The organism is Kutzneria kofuensis, assembly GCF_014203355.1.
Taxonomy (GTDB): Bacteria; Actinomycetota; Actinomycetes; order Mycobacteriales; family Pseudonocardiaceae; genus Kutzneria; species Kutzneria kofuensis.
The window spans coordinates 7,066,687-7,091,025 of sequence record NZ_JACHIR010000001.1 but is presented as its reverse complement, the minus strand read 5'-3'; the positions used below and the strand labels follow the sequence as shown (position 1 = coordinate 7,091,025).

The window sequence follows — 24,339 nt, the reverse complement described above, 5'->3', positions numbered from 1 at the left end:
TCCGGCCCTGACGCCGTGATGACGCCTTCGACCTGGACTTTGACGGGTTCATGACACGAGATGACGGAGTGTCCGTAGGCTGTCCGGGTGACAACGCTAGGGGAGCACCACTCACAGGATCAGCAGAGCGGGCGGCATGCCGCGGCCGAGGGGGCCGAGCGGCATCCGCTGATCGACATGGACCGGGATCCCACGCCCGGCAAGGCCGACCACGCCCGTCCGGGCGAGGACGACGAGTAAGGGAGCACCACACCACGCGGTCGCCAGTGACGCGTGAGAAGTGACGAAAAGGGCAGTCAGGACCGGGCGACGAGCCTGGCCTGCTGCCCGTCGACGGCGACGACGTCCCCGTCGACCAGCTGACGGCCGCGCCGGGACTCGGCGCGGCCGTTCACCGTCACCTCCCCGTCCTCCAGCAGCTCGCGGGCGTGCGTGCCGTCCTCGGCGAGGTCGGCGAGCTTGAGGAACTGGCCGAGCCGGATGGTGTCGTCGCTGATCTCGACGGTCCGGATGGGTGACGTGGGCATGGCGACATGATCTCGCACGTGCATCCGGGACTAGGCTCGGCACGTGGCACAGGAGCATGTGGTCCTCCTGGACGAGGACGGTTACAACGTCGGCACCACTCCCAAGGCGACGGTGCACCACGGCGAGACGCCGCTGCACCTGGCGTTCTCCTCCTACCTGGTCGACGACGACGGCAGGGTGCTGCTGACGCGGCGGGCGCTGTCCAAGGCGACCTTCCCGGGTGTGTGGACCAACAGCTGCTGCGGCCATCCGGCCGACGGCGAGTCGATGGCCGACGCGGTGCGCCGCCGGGTCAAGGACGAGCTGGGCCTGGACGTCGGCCAGGTGGAGCTGATCCTGCCGGGGTTCCGGTACGTCGCGGAGCAGGACGGGATCGTCGAGAACGAGATGTGCCCGGTGTTCCGGGCCCGCGCGTACGGCGAGGTCACCGCCGACCCGACCGAGGTCGAGGACGCGCGCTGGGTGGAGTGGCCGGAGCTGCTGGGCATGCTCGACGACCCGCGGCTGTCCACATGGTGCCGCCTGCAGCTGCTCCAGCTGCGTGAGCTGGGCGGACACCCGAACGACTGGCCGGTGGGCGACCCGGCGCAGCTGCCGCCGGCCGCTACGCCCTGACGAGCGACCGCAGGCGGGCCATGGCAGCTGCCCCGAGCAGCGGGCCGACCGCCAGCAGCGGCACGGCCAGCCGCCAGCCGACCAGGTCGGCGAGCACCGGCAGCGCCTGAATCGTCACCACGCTGACCAGGAAGCCGATCGCGGTCTGGGCGGTCAGCGCGGTGCCGACGTACTCCTGGTCGGCGACTTCGGTCAACGCGGCGGAGAACTGCGCCGAGTCGGCGATCACCGTCGCTCCCCATACGGCCAGCACGATCAGGAACAGCACCGGCACGTCGAACACCGCCGCCGACAGCAGGCCGCTGGCGGCGCTGAACAGCATGGCGAGCATCGCGACGTAGGCACGGCCGTGGCGGTCCGCCCAGTAGCCGGCGACGAGGCAGCCGACCAGGCCGAACACGCCGGCGATCACGAACGCGGCGACGCCGACGCCGAGACGCCCCCACACGGCCCCGCTCGCGGCGAGATAGGTCGGCAGCCAGGACCACAGGGCGTACAGCTCCCACATGTGGCCGAAGTAGCCGAGGTTGACCAGGCGTTGCTTCCGGTCGGCGAACATCGTCACGACATAACGGGGATCGGGAACCCGAGTCGGCCGCATCGCCGGGCCCGATCGCATGAACGCCAGCGAGATCGCGGCCCCGACCACGGCCAGAACCGCCGCCGCCAGCAGCACGCCCCGCCAGGGCAGCGTGGTCAGGCCGTTGATCAGCTGCGGCGCGGCGGAGCCGACCGACAGCGCGCCGACGACCAGGCCCAGCGCCAGCCCCCGGGCGTTGGGCAGCCAGGACACGACGATCTTCATGCCGGGCGGGTAGACGCCGGCCAGGAACACGCCGGTGAGCAGCCGCAGCGCCAACACCGTCCAGGCGTCGTGGGCGGCCAGCGCGAGGGCCGCCGTCGACGCCGCGCCGAGAACGGCGCTGAGCGCGATCAGCACGTTCGGCCGGATCCGGTCGGCCAGGTTGGCCAGCGCCGAGACGACCGCCCCGATCGCGAAGCCGACCTGCACGGTCGCGGTCAGCCACACCGACTGCGTGCCGGTCAGTGTGAAGTCGGCCCGCAACGCGGGGGCCACCGCGGAGGCGGAGAACCACAGCGCCAAGACCAGGATCTGGACCAGGGCCACCAGGCCGAGCTGCCACCGAGGGGCCATTCGGGGGACGCTAGCGGTCCATCCGCCGCCCCGCGATAGCGCACCCGGGTGACCCCGGTCAAGCCGACAAGCTCGGAACGGACCGTTCCTCAACTCGGAGTTTGGGAATAGTCCGTTCCCAGCGTCGAAGTCAGGTGCCGGGGGCCTGGAACATCACCGGGGGGACCACCGGCGGCGCGGTGCGCGGCTTCTCCACCGGCTGGGGGGTGAACGTGAGCTCGGCCACCGGCGCCGGCTTCTTCTCGTCGGCGGCCTTCTCGGCGACGACCTTGTCCGGCGCCGGCTTCTCGGCCGCGGGCTTGTCCGCCGCGGGCTTCTCGGCCTGAGCCGCCTTCTCGGGGGAGGCCTTCTCGGGGGAGGCCTTCTCGGGGGAGGCGTCGAGCACCGACCGGGCCTGGTCGATCCACATCGTCCACATGACCTCGTCGCGGGTGCCCCTGACCTCGGCCCGCAGCGCCGACAGCGCGCCGCGGACCTGGGCGGCGAGCACCGAATTGGCCCGCACGTGCGCCCAGATCTGCTTGGCTTCCGCGTCCCGGCGCTTGACGACCTGACGGACCTTGTCCTGCAACACCGCCCTCGGCAGGTTCTGCCACTGCTCGACGACGGAGGCGGGAGTCGGGGGCATACGACAGCCATCCTTACAAGCTCGAGAAAACGTCATGTGGGCTGGACAAATGGCGCCGCCCCGCCCTGCCGCGATTCTAGCCGCCGTTCGCGGAGCGTGACGCCACGCTGGGCCGAATCGGTGAGCAACTTGCATGAAGACTACCCTGTAGGCAAATTATCAACCTCATGAGGCCGGCTTCGCTGTCCGCACTCGCCGCTTTCCTGGTCGTCTTCTCGCTGACGGCTCCCCCGACCGCCACCGCGGCGGCGCCACCCACCGAACTACCCGTCCAGGTCGACGGCACGTCCAAGCCGATCGGCCCCGGCACCACCTTGTCCACCTTCACCCGCGTCGACCCGAACGGCTGGCTGCGCGGCGACGTCCTGACCGCGGACCTGAGCGATCCACGGCTGACCGTCGGCCTGCTGACGCCGCCGCACGTCGGCCAGGTCCAGACCGTGACGCAGATGGCCACCGCGCAGCACGCCTTCGCCGGCGTGAACGGCGACTTCTTCGACATCAACAACACCGGTGCGCCGCGTGGCATCGAGGTGTCGAACGGGCAGCTCATCAAGGGTCCGTGGACGGATCCGCAGCCGTGGCGGCCGTCCGTCGGCGTCGACACCGGCAACATCGGCCGCATCGTCAACGCCTATCTGGACGGCTCGGTGACGCTGCCGTCCGGGAAATTCCCGTTGGACGGCCTGAACCAGGAGCAGGCGCCGCCCAATGGCCTCGCGGTGTTCACACCGGCGTGGGGCACCGCATCCCGGGCTTTCTACAACGTGACCAAGGTTCACGAACTGACCGTGGTCAATGGCATTGCCACCGCGCACGCAACGGGTTCCGGCGCGGGACCGATCCCGGACAACGGATTTGTGCTCGCCGGAACCGGATCCGACGCGGATTTGCTTGCGGCGGTCGCCATCGGCGCCCCCGTCTCCGTGACGTACGCGCCGAAGACCGATCCGGCCGACACGTTCAAGGCGCTGCTGGGCGTGCGGGACGTGCTGATCCGGGACGGGCAGGTGCAGACCCTCGACGACACCGCCCTCAACCCGGAGACCGCGGTCGGCTTCTCCCAGGACGGCAGGAAGATGCAGCTCGTCGTCATCGACGGGCGGTCCACCGCCAGCCGGGGCGTGACCGAGCAGCAGCTGGCGTACATCATGCAGCAGCGTGGCGCCTACAACGCGGTCGTGATCGACGGTGGCGGCTCCTCCAGCCTGGTCAGCCGCGACCCCGGCACGCCGAACGTGTGGCAGCGCAACGTGCCGTCGGACGGCGTGGAACGCGAGGTGGGCAACGGGATCGGCCTGTTCGCCGCCGCCGGCAGCGGCCGGCTCACCGGCATCGACCTGCGGACCGGCGACAAGGTGTTCACCGGACTGCACCGGCAGCTCAAGGCGACCGGCTACGACGAGCAGTACGGCCCGGCCGACCTCGGCACGCCGCACTGGTTCGGGGCGGACCGCGACGGCCTGGTCACCGGCCGTCAACCCGGCGCCGTCGACGTCGCCGTGGCGTCGAAGGGCGTCACCCGGAGCGGCAAGATCGAAGTGCTGCCTCGCCTGGCGCGGATCACCGCCACGCCGAAGACGGTGTCGCTGCTGGCCGGCCAGACCGGGCTCGTGCAGGTCACCGGCTACGACGCGATCGGCGACTCGGCGGCGATCGACCCGGTCGACACCCGGCTCGACTACGACCGCTCGCTGGTGTCGATAACCCCGAATCCCGATGGCACGCTGGCGATCACGCCGAAGACGGCTCAGGGCACCGGGATCGTGACCGTTCACGTTGCCGACCGCGTGACGGCGTTCGGCGTGACCGTCGGCCTGAAGTCCGAGCCGGTCACCGGTTTCGACGACGTGACCGGGTGGAAGTTCAGCTCCGCCCGGGGATCCGGGTCCGTCACCGCCGCGCAAGGGCAGACCGGCAACGCGTTGCGGCTGAACTTCGACTTCACGAAGTCGATCGACACCAGGACCGCCGTCGCGGCCGCGCCGACGCCGATCCCGGTCGACGGCACCGCCCGGCAGTTCGAGGTGTCGGTGAACGGCGACGGCAAGGGCGAGTGGCTGGCGGCGCTGATCACCGACGCGTCCGGCGCCAACAGTTCGGTCTACGGCGACCACGTGTCGTGGAACGGTTGGCAGCGAACGATTTTCACGGTGCCGACGACCGTGAAGTACCCGATCGTCGTGCGCGGCGTGGAGGCGATCGAGGCCACCAGGTCGCAGTACAGCGGGCAGTTGGACTTCGACGACCTGACCGCCGGGGCGGCGCTGCCGGTCGCCGTGCCACCGGATCCGCCGGTGATCGATCCGCTGGTCCGTGAGCAGTCCACTGCGGACGGTGGCGTCGCCGTGCTGTCGGCGGTGACGGCCAAGGCCCTGGCCGAGGTCGTCGCCTCGCACCCGAAGTTCCTGGTGGTCGACGGGAACGCGGCGGCGAGTCCGTCGCTGACCGATCTCCAGCAGGCCAAGGCGAAGATCGACGCCGCCGTGCGGGGACGGTTCCCGGTGTACTACTCCCCCGGCAAGGACTACGGGCCTGACTGGGCGAGCGTGTTCGGGCCGGATCACCAGACGTTCGTGCGTGATGGCGTCCGCTATGTGTTGCTGAACTCCGCCACCGGTGCGCTACGGACGTCCGACTACGGGCAACTCGCGTCGCTGCAAGCGGAATTGACCGGGCGGGTGGTGGTGATCACGTACGGGATCACCGATTCGAACGAGCGGCGAATGCTCGATGAATGGTTGCCGCACAACGCCCAGGTGATCGACGCCAACGGAGCTGTGCGCGTGGAACGCGACGAGGGTGTGCCGTGGATCCACGTGCCGACGGCGCCGGTCGGCTGGACGACGGCGACCTCGCTGGTGCAGTTCCGGCCGGTCCTGGACGGGATCTCGATCACAGTCGGCACCGACGAGATCACGGCGACCGGCGCGCAGGGGACGGCGACGATCCCGCTGCAGTATCCGATGAGCGTGACGTGGAGCGGCAGTCGTGGCGTGCACATCGGCGACGCGCAATGCCGCTGGGGTGACGTCGTGGCGTTCGATCCGTCGAGCGGCGCCTACCAGCGCTGCCGGCCAGGAGCGGCGTCGTTGACGATCACCGCCAACGACGCCAGCCAGACCGTCGAGCTGTGAAACGGAGCGACCCCCGCCGATGGGGCGGGGGTCGCTCTCTCACGCCTCTACCTGGCGTTTCCGCACGAACAGCGAGCCGACCGCGCCGATCACGCCGAGGCAGCCGGCCACGATGAACGCGGCCCGCAGGCCTGCCGCGTCGGGTCCGGCGGCGTTGCCGACGGTGGCCAGCGTGGCCACGGCGACGAACAGCGTCGTGCCCAGCGCGCCCATGACCTGCTGCAACGTCGACATGATCGCGCTGCCGTGGGAGTACAGGTTCTCCGGCAGGTCGTTCAAGCCGTCCGTGAACAGCGGCGTCATCATCAGGCCCAGGCCGCCCATCAGCAGCACGTGGATGCCGATGACCGCGATCAGCGGCGAGGACGGGCCGAGCGCGGCGAACAGCCACAGCGAGATCGCCATCGCGATCGCGCCCGGGATCACCAGCGGCCGCGCGCCGATCTTGTCGAACAGCGCGCCGACCGGACGGCCGAGCAGGCCCAGCACCAGGCCGCCGGGCAGCACGGCCAGGCCGGTGACGAAGGTGCTCTGGTGCAACACGGTCTGCAGGTACAGCGGCAGCAGGATCGCGCCGGCCCCGATCAGGCACATGAACAGCACGCTGGTCAGGACCAGGGCGACGACGAAGCTGCGGTGCGTGAACGGCCGCAGGTCCAGCAGCGCCCGGTCCTCGCGCTGCAGCCGGAGCTGGCGCCACGTGAACAGCACCAGCGCGACCACGCCGATCACGATCGACAGCCACGGCGGCAGCGGCTGGCTCGACGGGTCGCCGCTGCCGGACAGGCCGAACAGCACGCCGCCGAAACCGAACGCCGACAGGATCACCGACGGGATGTCCAGCGGCACCGACCGGGTGTCGCTGTCCAGCTTGATCAGGACGGCGCCGGCCACCAGGGCGGCGACCGCCAGCGGCAGCACGATGCCGAACATCCAGCGCCAGCCCAGCGAGGACAGCACCGCCCCGCCGATCGTCGGGCCGATGGCCGGGGCCACCGCGATGACGATCGTGATCGTGCCCATCGTCGCGCCGCGGCGCTCCGCCGGCACCAGCTTCATCACCGTGGTCATCAGCAGCGGCAGCATCACCGCCGTGCCGCAGGCCTGCACCACCCGGCCGATCAGCAGCATCGGGAAGCCCTGCGCCACCGCGCACAGCAGCGTGCCGAGGCTGAACGCCGCCAGTGACACCAGGAACACCTGGCGCGGCGTCAGCCGTTCGAGCATGAAGCCGGTGGTCGGGATGACCACCGCCATCGTCAGCAGGAAGCCACTGGTCAGCCACTGCGCCGTGGTCGTCGGGATGCGCAGGTCGATCGTCAGGTCGCGCAACGCGACGCTCAGGATGGTCTCGTTGAGGATCATCACGAACGCGGACATCACCAGAATCCCGATCAGCAGCCAGGATCTGGCGGGCGCGCCGGTGTCCTCCGCGCGCGCAGTCGGAACAGTGTGTGTCATGAGCGGTTATCCCCCCGTCGGCAGCGTCCGCGTTGATGGCAGCTCTCGGCGCTGGCAGCGGTCACAGCAAAAGGACTGAGACCACCATCATGTCACGGCCAGCGCCACACGCTGTCCGAATATTCCCGATAGTGCACACCGTAAACAGCCCCTCACCGCAGGTCAGCGGTGAGGGGCTGTCGGCGTCGAACTGCGTTACTTCTTGGCGAAGTCCTGGCGGCTCAGCATGTTGCTGATCTGGCCGGCGTCCAGGGCGCGGGGCTCGGCCACGTGCACCATGGAGACGACCTCACGGCCGAGCAGGCCGCTGCCGATCCAGCCGAACAGGATGCGCACCTTGCGGTTGAAGGTCGGCATCTTGGCCACGTGGTACGCGCGGTGCGCGGCCCAGGCGGCCCAGCCCTTGCCCTTGGTGTTGTAGACGTCCGCGACACCCTTGTGCAGGCCCAGGCTGGCGACCGCGCCGACGTTCTTGTGGAAGTAGTCGGTGACCTTCTTGTCCCGCAGCGACGCGAGGATGTTGTCGGCGAGCACCTTGGCCTGGCGCACGGCGTGCTGCGCGTTGGGCGGGCAGGTGGCCTCCGGGTCCTTGTCCCGCTTGGACAAGTCCGGCACGGCGGCGCAGTCGCCGGCCGCCCAGATGACGCCCTCGTGGCCCTGCACCTGCATGGCGGCGTTGGCGACGACCCGCTTGCGCTGGTCCAGCGGCAGGCCGGCGTCGGCGAGCACCGGGTTGGCGGTGACGCCCGCGGTCCAGATGATCGTGTCGCTGTCGTACTCGGTGCCGTCGGACAGCACGACGTGGCCGTTCTCGACGCTCTGCGCGAAGGTCTTGAGGTAGACCTCGATGCCACGCTGGCGCAGCTTGTCCACCGTGTACACGCCGAGGCTCTCGCGGACCTCGGGCAGGATGCGCGGCGCGGCCTCGACCAGCACCCAGCGCATGTCGTTGGCCTCGATCGTCGAGTAGTACTTCAGCGCCGAGCGGGCCATGTCCTCGAGCTCGCCCAGGGCCTCGACGCCGGCGAAGCCGCCGCCGATGACGGTGAAGGTGAGCAGCTTGCGGCGGGTGGCGGCGTCGGTGGTGCTGGCCGCCAGGTCCAGCCGCGACAGCACGTGGTTGCGCAGGTACACGGCCTCGCCGATGGTCTTCAGGCCGATGCCGTGCTCGGCCAGGCCCGGGATCGGCAGCAGGCGGGTGACCGCGCCGAGGGCGACGACGAGGGTGTCGTACGGGATCTCGTCGATCGAGCCGCTCTCGGTCTTGACGGTGACGATCTTGCGGTCGGCGTCGACGGCGGTGACGCGCGCGGTGCGCACGTGGCAGCGGTCGAGGGTGCGGCGCAGCGGGACGGTGACGTGGCGGGGCTCGATGGAGCCGGCGGCCGCCTCCGGCAGGAACGGCTGGTACGTCATGTGCGGCTGCGGGTCGATCACCGTCACGGACGCCTCGTTGGAGCGCAGCTTCTTCTGAAGACGCAGCGCGGTGTAGAGGCCGACGTAGCCTCCACCGAGCACGACGATTCGAGCGGGCTGCTTCCTGCTGGCCACGGCCAATCCCCTCCGGGTTGGATACACCAATGCACTGAATGCACCGACGTACTGAGTGTAGAGCTGTATCGTGTCAGCCATGGGGCTTTCTGACAGTGACGTCAGCCACGCACCGGATACGGCGCCACGCAAACGGGTGCACACGAAGGCGCGACTACTCCGTGCGGCGGTCGAGGTCCTCGCGGAGCGTGGTTATCACGCGTCGTCCATCGACGAGATCTGCGCGCGGGCGGGCTATACGCGCGGCGCGTTCTACTCCAACTACAGCAGCAAGGACGAGCTGGTGGTGGAGGTGTTCGACCACTACGCGGCCCAGCGCAGAGAGCGGCTGGCGGCGCTCGCCGCGAGGGACATCAGCCCGGACACGCTGGCCAGGGAGCTGCTGGAGCTCAACGAGCAGGACAGCGCGCTGAGCACGGTGATCCTGGAGTTCCGCATCCACGCGGTGCGCAACCACGCCCTCGTCACCCGTTTGGACCAGCACGACGACGAGGCGTCCACAGCCTTCGGTGAACTTCTGGCGAAGGTCCTGCCCGAGGACTCCGCGCTGGCGTCGGTGCCGCCCAAACAGCTGGCCACGTTCCTGCTCGCGCTGCGCGCCGGCACGCTGACGAGGATCCTGCACGGCGGCACCAGCGCGGCCCAGGCGAGCGACGCCTTCCACACCGTGCTCAGCACGCTCATTTCGATCAGGTGATCGACACTATGACGTTGACTACCCTCTGTGGAGATACTCCCCCAGGTTGGAGGTAGGATGGGGGACGGCCCACGACTGCCGTCGACCGGCTCGCGGGTATTGGCCCGTCTGGCACACTGTTTGAGTGGAAACCCACTCGGGGGTACGCCTCACATGATCAAACAGCAGAACACTGCTTGCCCTGCCACCGACGAGTTCCTCGCCGCGGTGGATATCAGTGCTGGTCAGCGCGTATTGCAGGTCGCGGTCGGTGATCGTCTGCTTGATCCGGACGAGGTCACGACCGTCGCCGGCGACGCGGCCTACTTCGGCGACCCCACGGGCGCCCCGTACGACCGCATCGTGGTCACCGCGGGGGTGGCCGGCATCTCGCCGCACTGGCTCGACCAGCTGGCCCCGGGCGGCGTCATCTACGCCCCGGTGGCCCACGGCGGCATGCACCCGGTGCTCGCCGTCACCAAGCGCGCCGCCGGCCCGCACGCCCGCCCGGTGCTGTGGGGCGACTTCCCGCCCGCCACCGGCCCGCTGCGCCCGGACGCGCTGTTCCACGACCCGCATCGCGTGCTGCGCGGCCCGGCCACCTACCGAGTACCCGGCGGCCACCTGGACCTCAACGAGGACAACTACCAGGACCTCTGGTTCTTCCTGGCGGCCCGGGACGCGCGCATCACCCGTGCCGAGCTGGACGACCCGGACTTCGACCCGGCCCGCGGCTGCCTGGCCAAGCACGAGCCCGCCCACGGCACGGCCTGGATCCAGACCGACGGCTCGATCATGGCGGTCGGCGACAGCAACACCGCGCTGGCCGTGGTGAACCTGCTGCTGGCGCAGGCGACGCAGTGGGACAAGACCCTGGACCGGCCGCAGTTCACCCAGTGGCAGTGCGGCTTCCAGCTGGACGACCTGGTCAGCCATCCGCTGTGGCTGCCGCACCGGTGGCAGCTGTCGGCGTCGGCCAGCACCCGGTTCAGCCCCGTCGAGCCGCGAGCGCGTCGGTGGCCGTCCACGACGCGGCCAGCGGTGACGTCGCCGCCCCGACCGCGACCAGCTGCGGCCCCCAGCCGCTGAGCGTCATCTCGACCCCCGTTCCGAGCAGGGCCCGGCCCACCCCGTCCAGGTAGGCCGGCGCCGCCCGCCCGGCCAGTACTACGCGGTCCAGGTCGAGCAGGTTCACCAGGTCCATCACGGCCACGCCGAGAATGTCGCCGGCCCAGGCGACCTCGGCGTGGTCGAGCTGTGCGAAGCGGGTGAGCACCAGGGACTCCGGCACCGGCTCACCCGCCGCCTTCGCCACCACCGCCGCCGGCCCGCACAGCGCCTCCAGGCAGCCGCGCCGCCCGCACACGCACGGCGGCCCGTCGAGCGCCATGACCGTGTGGCCGAACTCGCCGGCGTTGGTCCGTCCGCCGCGGTAGACGCGGCCGTCCAGCACCAGTCCCGCGCCGATGCCGGTGCCCACGTAGATCATCGCCATCTGGCTCGGCAGGTCCGTGGTCCACAGCTCCGCGAGCACCGCCGCGTTGGTGTCCTTGTCGACGATCACCGGCAGGCCGATGGCGGCCGTCAACATCGGACCGAGTTCGGCGTTTTCCCAACCAGGCAAGCGATTCGCGTGATGCAGCACGCCGCTGCGGTGGTCGAGGGGGCCGGGGCAGCCGACGCCGACGCCGGCCAGCGTGGCGGGGTCCACTGTGGACGCCAGCTTCCGGATCGGCTCGGCCAGCTCGCCGATCGAGCCGACCAGGCCCGGCCGGTGGTCGGCGGCGATCACCCGGCCGGCCAGGTCGATCAGCACCAGGCGCAGCTCGTCGCGATCGATGTGGACGCCGATGGCGTGCCGGGCGTGCGGCACCAGTCGCAGCAGGGTCGTCGGGCGGCCGACCGTAGGGGCAAGCTGGCCCGACTCGGCGACCAGGCCGGCGGTTATGAGCCTGGTCACGATTTTGGACACCGCCTGCGCGGTCAGGCCGCTGCAGTTGGCCAGGTCGACGCGGCTGATGCCGTCGCGTCGACGGATCAGGTCGAGCACGACGGCGGCGTTGTGGTCGCGCAGTGCGCCGAGATTCGCTCCGGGTTTGCTTTGCATTTACGCAACAGTGTTGATTAACTCGGGCCATGCACGCAAGCACCGATCTGCGGGTGGGGCTGCTCGGCTACGGCATCGCGGGCGCCGTCTTCCACGCCCCGCTGATCGCGGCCACCCCCGGCCTGCGGCTGTCCGCCGTCGTGACCGCCAACGCGGAGCGCAAGGCCCAGGTCGCCGCCGACCACCCCGGCGCCCTCGTCCTCGACCGGGCCGAGCAGCTCTGGTCCGAGGAACTGGACCTGGTCGTCGTCGCCACGCCCAACCGCACCCACGTGCCGCTGGCCACCGAGGCCCTCGACGCAGGCTTCGCCGTGGTCGTGGACAAGCCGTTCGCGCCGACCGCCGAGGAGGCGCGCAAGCTCACCGAGCACGCCCGCGAGCTCGGGCTGCCGCTGACCGTGTTCCACAACCGCCGGTGGGACAACGACTTCCGGACCGTCCGACAGCTCATCGACGCCGGCGAGCTCGGCGCCGTGCACCGCTTCGAGTCCCGGTTCGAGCGCTGGCGGCCCATCCCCAAGGGCGGCTGGCGGGAGCTCGGCGACCCCGCCGAGGCCGGCGGCTCGCTCTACGACCTCGGCTCGCACCTCATCGACCAGGCCCTGCAGCTGTTCGGGCCCGTTCGGTCCGTGTACGCCGAGCTGGACCGGCGGCGCGCCGGCGTGCAGGTCGACGACGACTCCTTCGTGGCCCTCACGCACAAGAGCGGCGTCCGCTCGCACCTGTGGATGGGGGCGCTGACCCCGCAGCTCGGGCCGCGGATGCGGGTGCTCGGCGACAAGGCCGGGTTCACCAAGTACGGGCTGGACGGGCAGGAGGACGCCCTGCGCGCCGGCAACCGGCCCGGCGGGCCCGAGTGGGGCGTCGAGCCCAGTTCGCTGTCCGGTCAGCTCGGTGTCGACGGCTCGCTGCGCCGCGTGACCTCCGTTCCCGGCGCGTACCAGGACTTCTACGCCCTCACGCGGGACGCCGTGCGCGGCGAGGGCCATGTGCCGGTCACGCCCGAGGAGGCCATCGCCGTGCTGGAGGTCATCGAGCAGGCCCGCTCGGTGGCGTGAGAGTCTGTCGCTGAGTTCGTTCGGCGGCAGGAGATCACATGACAAGGCGGCTGTTTCCCGACACCAAACGTGCCATCGGCGCCGGGACGCTGGCTGCGTTGATCGTCATCGCCGTCGAGATGTTCGGGCGGCTCGGCGCCGGGGCCATGCTGTGGGAGAAGGCGGTGTCCGTCGCCGGGGCGTTCCTCTTCGTCGCCGTCATGGTCGTGGCCATCCGCAACCTCGGCAACGTCGTCGTGCGGCACACCCAGTCGCACATCGGCATCAGCCACGCCGGCATCATCCGGCTCGGCATCTCCCTCATCGGCTACCAGGTCGCCGTCGTCACCGCCCTGGGCATGCTCAACGTCGGCATCGGCCAACTGCTCGTCGGCGGCGCGCTCACCGGCGTCGTCCTCGGCATCGCCTGCCAGCAGTCCCTCGGCAACCTCTTCGCCGGTCTCGTGCTGCTGGTGTCGCGGCCGTTCAACATCGGCGACCAGATCGTCGTGCACTCCGGGGCCTTGGGCGGGCCGCACATGGGAATGGTGCTGGAGATGGGTTTGGTGTACGTCGTGCTGGAGACCGACGACGGCGTTGTCCGGCTGCCCAACAGCGCCGTCCTGGCCGCCGGCGTCGGTCCCCGGCCCGCGACCGACCCCGAACCCGCGCCGCAGGTCGCCCCCGACCCCGCGAAGGGCCTGTCGGAGTGAGGGTTCGTCCGGTTTCCTTCGACATCCTCACCGAGCAGCTGGCCGATCGCATCACCGACCTGGGTTCTTCCCGGCTTCGGGTGTTGATCGACGCCGCCCCCGCCGCTCGTCCCGAGGCGATGGCGGATGCCCTGGTCGATCCCTTACGGCTACGCGGCCGTTCCGTGCTTCGCGTGTCCGCCAAGGACTTCCTTCGACCGGCTTCGCTCCGTTTCGAGCACGGCCGCACCGATCCCGACTCGTACTTCGACGACTGGCTCGACATCGGCGGCTTGGCCCGTGAGGTCCTCGACCCCGCCGCCCCTGACGGCTCCGGCTCCGTGCTGCCGTCGCTGTGGAACGCCGAGACCGACCGTGCCAGTCGGGCGTCCTATGTGGACCTTCCCGAGCACGGGGTTGTGGTGCTGGACGGCGCTTTGCTGCTCGGGCGGTGGCTTCCGTTCGAGCTCACCGTGCATCTGGACATGTCCCCCGCCGCCCTTCGCCGCCGCACTCCCCCCGACGAGCACTGGACCCTGCCCGCCTTCGACCGCTACCGCGCCGAGGTCGACCCCGGCGCCGTCGCCGACGTCGTGGTGAAAATGGACGATCCGAACCATCCGGCCATCATCGACCCGTAAGCTCCCGGCCATGACCGAGCAGTGGTCGTTCGCCACGCCGGAGGCTCAGGCGGCCACGCCGCTCAGCGTCATCCCGGTGCGCCTGCTCACGTGTCGGATGAGGCGCGCGTACGAGGCGATCATGCGGCGGCGGCCGAACCGGGTGCGGCTGTCCCGGAGCGCGGGACCGAATTCGTCGCGGCGGGTCAGTGCTTCCGCCCAAGCGGCGGCGATGGCCGTGGGTTCGGGCGCGGTGAGCAGGCCGCGGCCGGCGACGATGGGCGCGCAGTCGCCGACGTCGGTGGCGACCGGGATCGCGCCGCACATCATGCCCTCGATCAGGCACAGCGGGGCCGCCTCGCCGAACGCCGACGTCAGCGACACCACGTCGGCCGCGGCGAACAGCGTCTGGGGGTCGTCGCGCACCCCGAGCCGATGCAGCCGCGACGACGTCTCCAGGCCGACCACGGCCAGATCGGCGGTGAGGAGCGGGTTCGCCGCGGTCATCCCGGCCCCGCACATCACGACGTGCGCGTCCGGCCGCGCCACCAGGAAAGCCGCCGCGGCCGCCAGGAACAGCGGCACGTTCTTCATCACGTCGTAGCGCGCGGCGAACACGATCACCGCGGCGTCGGGGGTGATGCCCAGCGCGCGGCGCAGCCGGGCCCGGGCCAGCCGGTCGGGACGGAACCGACGTGCGTCGACCCCGTTGGGAATCACCTCGAGCAGGTCGGCGGGGATCCCTGCGGCATGATAGGCAGCCCGGGTCGATTCGGCGCAGCACACCAGCGCCGCGATGACGCCGGTGCTCACCGCGGTGCGCAACTCGGCCAGCGCGGACCCCTGGTTCTCGGGATCGGATCGGTGCAGGCAGGTGATCACGGGTTTGCCGCGAGCGCCGGCCTGGTTGACCAGACGCAGCGGCTGCTCCTTGAGCGTGAGGACAACGTCCACACCGGACACTTCCCGCTCGAACGCCGCCAGCTCCGCCTCGTCGAACTCGGCCGGCCCGGTGCTACCGGCACGCAGCGCGGACACCGGCATGCCGGCAGCGACCAGCTTGCGATAGCTGGCGTCGTCCTGCATCCGCTGCACTGTCGCCTCACGCCGCGACTGTCCGTGGATACTCAGCACGCGATGCCGCTGACCCTGGCCGTGCAGGCCGGCCAGCACATCACTGTGCAGAATGCGCGCTCCACCGCTGAAGAACCCCTCGTAGAGGGACAGCACATTGATGTCACCGGCCACCCGCACATGGTTGGGGCACCACGTGTCGCCCACTTCCAGCGTCGCGAAAACGCCACGTAAATTCATCAGCCCGCGCAGTCGAAGGCTGCGCGGCCCCTACCCTCCCGATGACCACTGGACCTTGCCGCCTTTGACCGCCACCGCTGCGAGGTCGAGCCCACCACCGTCGCCGACGTCGTCGTCAAGTCGGACGATCCCCCACCCGGCTCTCACCGACCCGTAGGCTCCCGGCCATGACCTGGTCCTTCGAGACGGCGCGAGAGCCGGCCGAGTTCGCCGCGGCCATCGATCGCCGCACCGGCGTCGAACACGCGGCCGGTCGAGACCGAACGCTGTGCGGCATCGACATGACGCGGCTGGACATCTACCGCCACCTCTTCCGTCCCAGCTCGGGATGCTCGACGTGCGCCACAGCGGCGGCGGCCGCGCCCACCGAGCCATCGGCGCAGGAACGGCTGCACGACAGGGTCTTGGCCGCCGCAGCGAGCCCGTTGCGGGACCGGGTGATCGCGGCCCTCCGCCGAGGCGCGGACCTCCGGCTGGGCATCACCGGACCGGCGCCGGGTGTCGCCCGGCACTACGCCAAGCTCGACCAGGTCGTCGAGGGCCACGCCGCCTTGGCGACCGCGCTGGACACCACCGGCCGCGTCACCATCTCCGAGGTCGTTGACCCGGGCGGGAACTTCGTCATCGTGCATGCCGACGGCGCTACCCCGGTGATCGGGCGAAGGGCCGGTTGACTCTGCCCGCAGCACATGACTCGTAGGGGGCGGCGCGGGCAGAGTCACGCCCCCATCCGCATACCGAAAACGGTGCGGCATGAGGGCTTTTCGCCCCACCCGGGTGTCGGAAATGCCGTCGCTGCCGTCGTCGCGATCGTAGATACTGCGGCCATGCCGCACCTGGCGGAGCGGGCCATTGCCCACGTGACGTCGCTGGCGACGGGCGAGCCGGTAGACCCGTCGTTGCGGGTGACGCTGCACTTTCACCCCGATCGGCTCGTGGCCGGGGTGCCGATCCTGGAGCTCATGGCCCGCGACGGCGTATACAGGTCGCAGTTCGAGACCGGGACCAGCAACGGGGGCTGACCGCGCATCCTGGCGGTGACCGCTGGCGATGGGAGAGCCGGATCTTCGCCGGAGCCTACGATGACGCGCCGGCGACGGACCGGCCGAAGTACGGATCGCTCAACTTCCGTCGCCGCCTGGTGGGCGGCTCACCGCGCTTCGGCTCGGCCTACCTGCGCCTGGCCGGCCACACCCTGGCCCGTACCACGTTCTGTTATCCGGACAGCGTGTTCGAGCCTCGGCACTTCGGCGTGGCGTCGAGGCTGTCGACGCTGATCACGTTGGCTGAGGCGGACGGCAAGGATTCGCTCGACGACTACGTCGAAGCCCATGTGCACGGTGTGGTCGACCTCAGCCGTGACGTCGAAGCGCTGGTCCTTGACCCCTGCTACCGAAGCACCCCGGCAGAGGCTGCGGCCAGGCGGTTGGCTTGCCCGATCGAATGGCACGGCGGGTTCACCCTGACCACGGCCGAGCTGCGCCGACACCCCGAGTACCGCGGGCACGAGTTCGTACGCCTCGGCATATCCCTCGCCCGTGACGGTCGTCTCGATCCATGCGTCATCGGCGACGCATCTCGCACCGGTCGATACGACGAGCAGGCCCTCAAACGGGTCTGGCATTACGTCGCCAGGTTCGGCGCCCCGGAGATGCGGGCAAGACGAACCGCTCACCACGGCGACGGGGCGTAGTCCTTGAGGAAGCAGCCGTGGAGGTCCTCACCCGCTTCGCCACGGACGATGGGGTCGTAGACGCGGGCAGCGCCGTCGACCAGATCGAGAGGGGCGTGGAAACCCTCGTCGGCCAGGCGGAGCTTCGTGGGGTGAGGGCGTTCGTCGGTGATCCAGCCGGTGTCGACGGCGGTCATGAGGATGCCGTCGCTGAGCATCTCCCCGGCACTGGTGCGGGTGAGCATGTTCAGCGCCGCCTTGGACATGTTCGTGTGGGGATGCCCGGCGCCCTTGTAGCCACGGCCGAACTGCCCCTCCATGGCGGACACGTTGACGACGTACTTGCGACGGGCCTCGGCGGCGGCCATGACGGGGCGGAGCCGGCTGATCAGGATGAAAGGGGCGGTCTGGTTGCACAGCTGGACTTCGAGCAGCTCGACGGGGTCGACCTGGTCGACGGTCTGGGTCCAGCTGTTGACATCGGCCAGGTCGGGGGTCAGGCCGGCGGCGTCGACGGCGGTGCCGGCGGCGTACCGGGCCGGCGAGGCGGAGCCGGCGGTCAGGGCCAGCGCGGTCACGTCCGCGGCCAGCGAGGTGAGCTCGGTGCCGGCCAGGGCCAGGGGGTGGGCGTCGTGGGGGCTGCCGAGGGTGATCATCTCCGGCAGGGGGCCGGCGGGCAGCGGGTCGGACTCGGCCTCGACGAGCAGCGAGTAGGAGCCGGGCGAGCGACGCACGGTCTGGGCGGCGTTGTTGATGAGGATGTCCAACGGCCCGGCCGCGGCGACGGTGTCGGCGAGGGCCACGACCTGGGCGGGATCACGCAAGTCGACGCCGATGACACGAAGCCGGTGCAGCCAGTCGGCACTGTCGGGCATGGCGGCGAACCGCCGTACGGCGTCGCTCGGGAACCGAGTGGTGATGGTGGTGTGCGCCCCGTCCCGAAGCAGCCGCAGCGCGATGTACATGCCGATCTTGGCCCGGCCACCGGTGAGCAGGGCGGTCCGCCCGGTCAGATCGGTGCGGGCGTCCCGCTTGGCCCGGTTGAACGCCGCGCACGACGGGCAGAGCTGGTGGTAGAAGGCGTCGACCTCGACATACCGGGTCTTGCAGACGTAGCAGGAGCGGGGTCGCAGCAGGGTGCCGGCGGTCGCGCCGACGGCGGTGGACACCAGCGGAATGCCCTGCGTCTCGTCATCGATCCGGACCGGGGACCCGGTCGCGGTCTGCGCGGTCACCTCGCGGTCGGCGGCGGTCACGGCCCGGCGGGCCTGGCTGCGCCGCTCGCGCCGGGCCTCCTTGGCGATCTGGGAGGAGGCCCGGCGAACCTGAATCGCCGTCGGGTGCTCGGCGGGCAGCTTGGTCACGGCCGCCAGCACCTTCAGGCACGTCTCCAGCTCGGCGGGGTCGATCTCGGACATGACCGGCACTCTAACCTTGGCGCGGTGACGATGTTGACGGGCAAGGCGGCGCTGGTGACCGGCGCCACCACCGGGATCGGGGCCGGCATCGCCGCCCGGCTGGCCGCGCACGGCGCACGGGTGCTCGCGCACTACCGCTCTCGCCCGCCGGAGGAGCCGAATGTCCTTGCGGCGCAAGCGGATCTGCGCGAACCGGAGGAGGTGGACCGGCTGCTGGCAACGGCCACGGACCAGCTCGGCGGGCTCGACATCGTGGTCAACAACGCCGGCGTGCAACCGGTGCAGCCGCTTTCGGAGCTGACGCTGGCCGACTGGCGGGCGGTGTTCGCCGGAAACGTCGACAGCGCGTTTCTCGTCACGAAAGCGGCCGCAAACCTCATGGTCGAGCGGGGCACCGGCGGTTCGATCATCGCCATCGGCTCCATCGAGGGCACGGTGCCGGCCGTCGGCCACGCGCACTACGCCTCGGCGAAGGCCGCCCTGCTCATGCACACCAAGGCCGCCGCGCTCGAGTACGGGCCGCACGGCATCCGCGTCAACGCCGTCTCCCCCGGCCTCATCGCCCGGCCGGGCATCGAGCAGGCATGGCCCGAGGGCGTGCGGAGCTGGACCGACCACGCGCCGCTCGGCCGGCTCGGCACTCCCGACGACGTCGGCGACGCGTGTGTGTTCCTCGCCTCCGACCTGGCGCGCTGGATGACCGGCCAGAACCTGGTCGTCGACGGTGGCATGTCGGTGCGGCCGGCATGGTGAATCCGAACACGATCATCGAGACGCTCGGCCTGCAGCCGCTGCCCGTCGAGGGCGGGCACTGGGCGCAGACCTGGCGTGACGCCAACGGCACCGGCATCTACTACCTGCTCGTCGCCCCCGAGTTCTCGGCGCTCCACCGGCTGGAACACCCCGAGATCTACAGCTTCCACGCCGGCGCCCCGGCCCGGATGCTGCTCCTGCACCCCGACGGCTCGGTGACCCGACCGGTCCTCGGCATCGACCTCGCCGCCGGCCAACGCCCGCAGGTGGCCGTGCCGGCCGGGGTGTGGCAGGCGACGGAGACGACCGGCGAGTGGAGCCTGCTGGGCACGTTCATGGCCCCGCCCTACACCGACGACTGCGTCAGCTTCGCCGACTCCGGCTTGGCGGCCGCCTACCCCGCAGCGGCCCCCGGCATCCGCCGCCTCACCCGCTAGCCCCCACGTGCTGCCCACCCACGTGAGAGCTTCCCTACGTGAGTGGCTCCTATGCGAGGGCCCCCTTACGTGAGTGGCTCATTTCGCCTCCAACGCCACCTGAGCCACTCACGTGCACCACGCATGGGGCACGTGAGTGGCTCAGGTGCGCGTAAATGCGAAATGAGCCACTCACGTAGGGAAAAATTAGGGGCGGGCGGGGGCCGTCGAGCCGCGGACGACCAGCTCGGGTTCGAAGAGGAGCTCCTCGGTGGACACGGCGGCGCCTTCGATCTGGTTGACCAGCAGCTCGACCGCGGCCCGGCCCATGGCCTCGATGGGCTGGCGGACCGTGGTCAGCGGCGGGTCGATGCAGTTCATGAACGCCGAGTCGTCGTAGCCGACCACGGACACGTCGCCGGGGACGGTGAGGCCCTTGCGCCGGACGGCCCGGATGGCGCCGAGGGCCTGCGGGTCGCTGGCGCAGACGATGCCGGTGATGTCCTGGTTGAGCAGCTTGGACGTGGCGGCGTGGCCGCCTTCCAGCGAGAACATGGTGTGCTGGATGGCGTCGTCGGGGATTTCCACGCCGGCGCGGGCGGCATGCGCCAGGAAGGCGGCTTCCTTGCGGCGCGAGGGCATGTGATCAGGCGGTCCGAGCACCATGCCGACGCGGGTGTGCCCGAGCGACAGCAGGTGCCCCAGCGCCTGCTCGGCGGCGACGGCGTCGTCGCAGGCGACCTTGGGGAACGCCAGGTCCTCGACGGCGGCGTTGACCAGCACGGCGGGCAGCTTGCGGTTGGTGAGCCGCAGGTAGTGCTCGTGTGAGGCGTCGGCCTGGGCGAACAGCCCGCCGGCGAACACCACCCCGGAAACGTGCTGCTGGAGCAGCAGTTCCACGTACTCGGCCTCGGACACGCCACCGGCGGTCCGGGTGCACAGCACGGGCGTGAAGCCCTGCTGGGCCAGCGCGTTCCCGACCACGTCGGCGAACGCGGGGAAGATGGGGTTCTGCAGCTCGGGCAGCACGAGGCCGACCAGCCGGGCCCGTTCCCCGCGCAGCTGGGTGGGCCGCTCGTAGCCGAGCACGTCCAGCGCGGTGAGCACGGCCGCCCGGGTGGCCTCGGAGACCCCGGGCTTGCCGTTGAGCACGCGGCTGACGGTCGCCTCGCTGACTCCGACCTTCTGCGCGACCTCCGCAAGGCGTCTTGTCATGCCGCAACTATACGACAGGTGGCGCAAGCAGTTTGCAGTCACTTGCGGCGAGTCGACGGCGCGAAACGCCGTTCGGGGCAATCAAGTCACGATCTTGCAATCTCGTGTCAACATCTTGCGGCCACGTGTCCAGAAGATCTATGGTGTGCGCCACACTCCACCGCGTCAGGGGAGATCACCTGATGAGTACTGACAGATTCCGGTCCACCACCGCGTTAGTGCTGGCCACCGGCCTCGCGCTCGGCCTCACGGCGGCCTGCAGCAGCGGCGCCGACCAGCAGGCCGGCGGCCCGGTGACGATCACCATCGACGGCCAGCCGCCGCAGACCCAGCCGTTCGACCGCAAGATCTTCGACGCCGACGTCGCCGCCTTCGAGAAGGCGCACCCGGACATCAAGATCCAGGCGCACGAGGGCTTCATGGACCCCAAGACGTTCTCCGCCAAGCTGGCCGGCGGCCAGCTCGAGGACGTCTACTACGTCTACTTCACCGACCCGGCGAACCTGATCGCGCGCCACCAGGCCGCGGACATCACCGACTACGTGAAGGACGTCCCGCACGTCAACGACATCCAGCCCGCCCTGCTGGACGTCTTCAAGGACGCGGCCGGCCACGTCTACGGCCTGCCGACGGCGAACTACTCGATGGGCCTGCTCTACAACCGGGCCCTGTTCAGCAAGGCCGGCCTCGACCCGGACAAGCCGCCGACCACCTGGGACGAGGTGCGCGCGGACGCCAAGAAGATCGCCGACCTCGGCAACAACACCGTCGGCTTCGCCGACTACTCCAAGAACAACCAGGGCGGCTGGCACTTCACGGCCTGGATGTACGCCCACGGCGGCGACATCGCCAAGAAGGACGGCAACACCTGGAAGGCCGACTTCGACAACGACAAGGGCAAGGCGGTCCTGCAGACCCTGCACGACATGCGGTGGACGGACAACTCGATGGGCAGCCAGCAGCTGCTGCAGATCGAGGACGTGCAGCGGATGATGGGCGCCGGCCAGCTCGGCATGTACCTGGCCGCCGCCGACAACATCCCCACCCTGGTCAACCAGTTCAAGGGCAACTACGCCGACTACGGCCTGGGCGCGATGCCCGGCGGCAAGGGCACGCTGATCGGCGGCGAGGGTTACATGATCAACCCGAAGGCCACGCCCGCGCAGATCAAGGCCGGCCTGACCTGGATCCAGTGGAAGTACCTCAATCCGGAGCGGGTCGACTCCGAGGTGCTCAACACGTACAAGCAGCAGGGCCAGCCGGTCGGCCTGCCGGTGTCGCCGGTGCCCGACCTGTGGACCGGCGCCGTGCGTGACCAGCAGGAGCAGGCCAAGGAGAAGTTCGCCACCGTGCCGGTGGCCAACTACAAGCCCTACCTGGACGGCGTGCAGTCGCTCAAGGGCAGCCTGGAACCGCCGAGCGCCCAGCAGGTCTACGCCATCCTCGACACCGTGATGTCCACTGTGTTGACGCAGCAGGACGCCAACTTCGACAGCCTGCTCTCCGACGCGAGCCAGAAGGTGAACTCCGTGCTCGCGACGGTGAAGTGAGCACCGCCGTCCGGTTGCCGTCGGCCGCGCTAGGGGTGCGGCCGGCGGCCCGGCTCCGGCGCCGCGTCCGGGAGAACGTCACGGCCTACGGCCTGCTCTGCGCGGCCCTGCTGGTGTTCGCGGCGTTCTCCTGGTACCCGATCGTGCGCGGCGTCCTGCTCAGCTTCCAGCAGGTCAACTTCGTCACCGCGCCGACCTGGGTCGGCCTGGAGAACTTCGAGAAGCTGTTCGCGGACCCCCAGTTCGGCGAGGCGTGGCTGAACACGCTGCTGTTCACCGGGTTGGCCCTCGTGTTCGGCTTCGCGGTGCCGTTCGTGATCGCCGTGCTGCTCAACGAACTCCGGCACGGCAAGGCCTACTTCCGGCTGGTGGTCTACCTTCCGGTGATGCTGCCGCCGGTGGTGGTGGCGCTGCTGTGGAAGTGGTTCTACGACCCGGGTCCCGGCCTGTTCAACACGGCGCTGCACGCCGTCGGCCTGCCCGGCCTGAGCTGGCTGAACTCCCCCACGACGGCGATGCTGTCGCTGGTTCTGGTGTCCACGTGGGCGAACATGGGGTCGGCGACGCTGATCTACCTGGCGGCGCTGCAGACCATCCCCGGCGACCTGTACGAGGCAGCGGAGCTGGACGGCGCGAACCTGTGGCGCCGGCTGTGGCACGTGACGGTGCCGCAGACCCGGTTCGCGCTGCTGGTGATGCTGCTGCTGCAGATCGTGGCCACGATGCAGGTGTTCACCGAGCCGTACATCATGACCGGCGGCGGCCCCGGCGACTCGACCGTGACCGTGTTGCTGCTGCTGTACAAGTACGCCTTCTTCTACAACGACTTCGGCACGGCCAGCGCGCTGAGCCTGATGTTGTTCGTGGTGCTCGGCGTGTTCGGCCTGTGCTACGTGAGGTTGACGAGGAGGGCGGACTGATGCGCACTCTCGTGTCGCCGTCCCAGCTGCGCAGCCCGCGCGGGAAGGCCGTCTACTGGACGGTGTTCACGGTCACCGCGGTCGCCTTCACCGCCGCGTTCGTGTTCCCGCTGGTCTGGCTCGTGTTGGGGGCCATGAAAACCGCCCCGGAGCTGGCCCGGGTGCCACCGACGATCCTGCCGCAGAGCCCGAACGTCGGCGCGTACGTCGAGGCCTGGGACTTCATGAGCCTCGCTCACTTCTTCCTGAACACGATCGTGGTGGTGTTCGGGGCCTGGCTGGTGCAGCTGGCGGTGGACGTGCCGGCGGCCTACGCGCTGTCCAAGCTCAAGCCCAAGCTGGGCGGGGTCGTGCTGGGCATGATGCTGGCGACGCTGATGCTGCCGGCCTCCGCGCTGCTGGTGCCGACCTACCTGACCATCACCGACGTGCCGCTGCTGGGCGTGAACCTGGCCAACTCGCCGCTGGCGATCTGGCTGCCCGGCGCCGCCAACGCGTTCAACATCTACCTGCTCAAACGGTTCTTCGACCAGATCCCCGGCGAGCTGATCGAGGCGTCCACGCTGGACGGGGCGGGGCCGATCCGGACCATGTGGCGGGTGGTGCTGCCGCTGTCCCGGCCGGTGCTGGGCGTGGTGTCCATCCTGTCGGTGGTGACGGCGTGGAAGGACTTCATCTGGCCGCTGCTGGTGTTCTCCGACCCGCAGGCCCAGACGCTGTCGGTGGCGCTGCAGCGGTTCGCCCCGGACACCCCGATCAACCTGATCCTGGCCGGGCTGGTGCTGGCCAGCGTGCCGACGATCGTGCTCTTCCTGATCTTCCAACGGAACATCCTTGCTGGCCTCACCGCGGGCAGCGTCAAGGGCTGAGGAG

General features: G+C 70.1%; 23 protein-coding genes and 1 pseudogene. 15 read left to right on the top strand and 9 right to left on the bottom strand.

Annotation, left to right across the window (positions count from 1 at the left end):
- Positions 1-87: 87 nt before the first annotated feature.
- Positions 88-240 carry a hypothetical protein gene (locus tag BJ998_RS32550; protein WP_184867144.1) on the top strand — a complete coding sequence of 51 codons (153 nt, stop codon included), beginning with the start codon at positions 88-90 and terminating at the stop codon, positions 238-240.
- A gap of 56 nt (positions 241-296) precedes the next feature.
- Here BJ998_RS32550 and BJ998_RS32545 read toward each other — a convergent pair whose 3' ends face one another.
- Positions 297-527, bottom strand: coding sequence for an RNA-binding S4 domain-containing protein (locus tag BJ998_RS32545; RefSeq protein WP_184867143.1), 231 nt, complete (start codon positions 525-527; stop codon positions 297-299).
- Between the two features lie 43 nt (positions 528-570).
- Here BJ998_RS32545 and idi point away from each other — a divergent pair, with 43 nt between their 5' ends.
- Complete coding sequence (gene idi, locus BJ998_RS32540; protein ID WP_184867142.1) at positions 571-1,143, top strand: isopentenyl-diphosphate Delta-isomerase; 573 nt, start codon at positions 571-573, stop codon at positions 1,141-1,143.
- On the opposite strand, the gene BJ998_RS32535 is transcribed toward idi, so the two are convergent.
- Both BJ998_RS32535 and BJ998_RS32530 read right to left on the bottom strand, forming a co-directional pair.
- Positions 1,133-2,299, bottom strand: coding sequence for an MFS transporter (locus BJ998_RS32535; protein WP_184867141.1), 1,167 nt, complete (start codon positions 2,297-2,299; stop codon positions 1,133-1,135). The two genes, idi and BJ998_RS32535, sit on opposite strands and share 11 nt — an antisense overlap.
- A 130-nt stretch (positions 2,300-2,429) precedes the next feature.
- Positions 2,430-2,927, bottom strand: coding sequence for a hypothetical protein (locus BJ998_RS32530; protein WP_184867140.1), 498 nt, complete (start codon positions 2,925-2,927; stop codon positions 2,430-2,432).
- Between the two features lie 167 nt (positions 2,928-3,094).
- Here BJ998_RS32530 and BJ998_RS32525 point away from each other — a divergent pair, with 167 nt between their 5' ends.
- Positions 3,095-6,064: a phosphodiester glycosidase family protein gene (locus tag BJ998_RS32525; RefSeq protein WP_184867139.1), complete on the top strand. Its 2,970-nt coding sequence runs from the start codon at positions 3,095-3,097 to the stop codon at positions 6,062-6,064.
- 39 nt (positions 6,065-6,103) lie between these two features.
- On the opposite strand, the gene BJ998_RS32520 is transcribed toward BJ998_RS32525, so the two are convergent.
- Together BJ998_RS32520 and BJ998_RS32515 are read right to left on the bottom strand one after the other, a co-directional pair.
- Positions 6,104-7,525: a DHA2 family efflux MFS transporter permease subunit gene (locus BJ998_RS32520; protein ID WP_184867138.1), complete on the bottom strand. Its 1,422-nt coding sequence runs from the start codon at positions 7,523-7,525 to the stop codon at positions 6,104-6,106.
- 195 nt (positions 7,526-7,720) lie between these two features.
- Positions 7,721-9,076 carry an NAD(P)/FAD-dependent oxidoreductase gene (locus BJ998_RS32515; RefSeq protein ID WP_312890434.1) on the bottom strand — a complete coding sequence of 452 codons (1,356 nt, stop codon included), beginning with the start codon at positions 9,074-9,076 and terminating at the stop codon, positions 7,721-7,723.
- A gap of 79 nt (positions 9,077-9,155) precedes the next feature.
- Between BJ998_RS32515 and BJ998_RS32510 the strand changes: the two genes are divergently transcribed.
- On the top strand, positions 9,156-9,773 hold the full coding sequence (locus tag BJ998_RS32510) for a TetR/AcrR family transcriptional regulator (RefSeq protein WP_184867136.1): 618 nt from the start codon (positions 9,156-9,158) through the stop codon (positions 9,771-9,773).
- 153 nt (positions 9,774-9,926) lie between these two features.
- Positions 9,927-10,841 (top strand): protein-L-isoaspartate O-methyltransferase family protein, encoded by a 915-nt coding sequence (locus tag BJ998_RS32505; RefSeq protein WP_246488699.1) that lies wholly within the window; start codon positions 9,927-9,929, stop codon positions 10,839-10,841.
- Here BJ998_RS32505 and BJ998_RS32500 read toward each other — a convergent pair.
- On the bottom strand, positions 10,741-11,859 hold the full coding sequence (locus BJ998_RS32500) for an ROK family transcriptional regulator (protein WP_184867134.1): 1,119 nt from the start codon (positions 11,857-11,859) through the stop codon (positions 10,741-10,743). The two genes, BJ998_RS32505 and BJ998_RS32500, sit on opposite strands and share 101 nt — an antisense overlap.
- 29 nt (positions 11,860-11,888) lie before the next feature.
- On the opposite strand from BJ998_RS32500, the gene BJ998_RS32495 reads away from it, so the two are divergent.
- From BJ998_RS32495 to BJ998_RS32485, 3 genes are read left to right on the top strand one after another with little or no spacing between them, the layout of a single operon-like run.
- On the top strand, positions 11,889-12,917 hold the full coding sequence (locus BJ998_RS32495) for a Gfo/Idh/MocA family protein (RefSeq protein ID WP_184867133.1): 1,029 nt from the start codon (positions 11,889-11,891) through the stop codon (positions 12,915-12,917).
- Positions 12,918-12,955: 38 nt separating this feature from the next.
- The gene (locus tag BJ998_RS32490) at positions 12,956-13,609 is read left to right on the top strand and encodes a mechanosensitive ion channel domain-containing protein (protein WP_184867132.1); all 654 of its coding nucleotides are present in this window, start codon (positions 12,956-12,958) and stop codon (positions 13,607-13,609) included.
- Positions 13,606-14,229, top strand: a complete 624-nt coding sequence (locus BJ998_RS32485) for a nucleoside/nucleotide kinase family protein (protein WP_184867131.1) — start codon at positions 13,606-13,608, stop codon at positions 14,227-14,229. The genes BJ998_RS32490 and BJ998_RS32485 overlap by 4 nt, the downstream gene beginning before the upstream one ends.
- Before the next feature lie 45 nt (positions 14,230-14,274).
- On the opposite strand, the gene BJ998_RS32480 is transcribed toward BJ998_RS32485, so the two are convergent.
- Entirely contained in the window at positions 14,275-15,456 is a 1,182-nt protein-coding gene (locus BJ998_RS32480) for a glycosyltransferase (protein ID WP_221338197.1), read from the bottom strand.
- A 233-nt stretch (positions 15,457-15,689) separates the two neighbouring features.
- Between BJ998_RS32480 and BJ998_RS32475 the strand changes: the two genes are divergently transcribed.
- Positions 15,690-16,196: a hypothetical protein gene (locus tag BJ998_RS32475; protein WP_184867130.1), complete on the top strand. Its 507-nt coding sequence runs from the start codon at positions 15,690-15,692 to the stop codon at positions 16,194-16,196.
- A gap of 153 nt (positions 16,197-16,349) precedes the next feature.
- Positions 16,350-17,215 (top strand): annotated as a pseudogene (locus BJ998_RS32470) (DUF3626 domain-containing protein).
- Here the strand turns inward: BJ998_RS32470 and BJ998_RS32465 are convergent.
- Positions 17,194-18,612: an SDR family NAD(P)-dependent oxidoreductase gene (locus tag BJ998_RS32465; protein ID WP_184867129.1), complete on the bottom strand. Its 1,419-nt coding sequence runs from the start codon at positions 18,610-18,612 to the stop codon at positions 17,194-17,196. The pseudogene BJ998_RS32470 and the gene BJ998_RS32465 sit on opposite strands and share 22 nt — an antisense overlap.
- 30 nt (positions 18,613-18,642) lie before the next feature.
- Here BJ998_RS32465 and BJ998_RS32460 point away from each other — a divergent pair, with 30 nt between their 5' ends.
- Complete coding sequence (locus BJ998_RS32460) at positions 18,643-19,365, top strand: SDR family NAD(P)-dependent oxidoreductase (RefSeq protein WP_221339388.1); 723 nt, start codon at positions 18,643-18,645, stop codon at positions 19,363-19,365.
- Complete coding sequence (locus BJ998_RS32455) at positions 19,359-19,802, top strand: cupin domain-containing protein (protein ID WP_184867127.1); 444 nt, start codon at positions 19,359-19,361, stop codon at positions 19,800-19,802. Before BJ998_RS32460 ends, BJ998_RS32455 begins: the two co-directional genes overlap by 7 nt.
- A gap of 186 nt (positions 19,803-19,988) precedes the next feature.
- Here the strand turns inward: BJ998_RS32455 and BJ998_RS32450 are convergent, their stop codons facing one another.
- A complete protein-coding gene (locus tag BJ998_RS32450) occupies positions 19,989-21,014 on the bottom strand; it encodes a LacI family DNA-binding transcriptional regulator (protein ID WP_281393386.1) in 1,026 nt (341 codons plus the stop codon).
- A gap of 164 nt (positions 21,015-21,178) precedes the next feature.
- On the opposite strand from BJ998_RS32450, the gene BJ998_RS32445 reads away from it, so the two are divergent.
- From BJ998_RS32445 to BJ998_RS32435, 3 genes are read left to right on the top strand one after another with little or no spacing between them, the layout of a single operon-like run.
- A complete protein-coding gene (locus tag BJ998_RS32445; RefSeq protein ID WP_184867125.1) occupies positions 21,179-22,546 on the top strand; it encodes an ABC transporter substrate-binding protein in 1,368 nt (455 codons plus the stop codon).
- Positions 22,543-23,466: a carbohydrate ABC transporter permease gene (locus tag BJ998_RS32440; protein ID WP_184867124.1), complete on the top strand. Its 924-nt coding sequence runs from the start codon at positions 22,543-22,545 to the stop codon at positions 23,464-23,466. The genes BJ998_RS32445 and BJ998_RS32440 overlap by 4 nt, the downstream gene beginning before the upstream one ends.
- Positions 23,466-24,335 carry a carbohydrate ABC transporter permease gene (locus BJ998_RS32435; protein WP_184867123.1) on the top strand — a complete coding sequence of 290 codons (870 nt, stop codon included), beginning with the start codon at positions 23,466-23,468 and terminating at the stop codon, positions 24,333-24,335. Before BJ998_RS32440 ends, BJ998_RS32435 begins: the two co-directional genes overlap by 1 nt.
- Positions 24,336-24,339 lie beyond the last annotated feature (4 nt).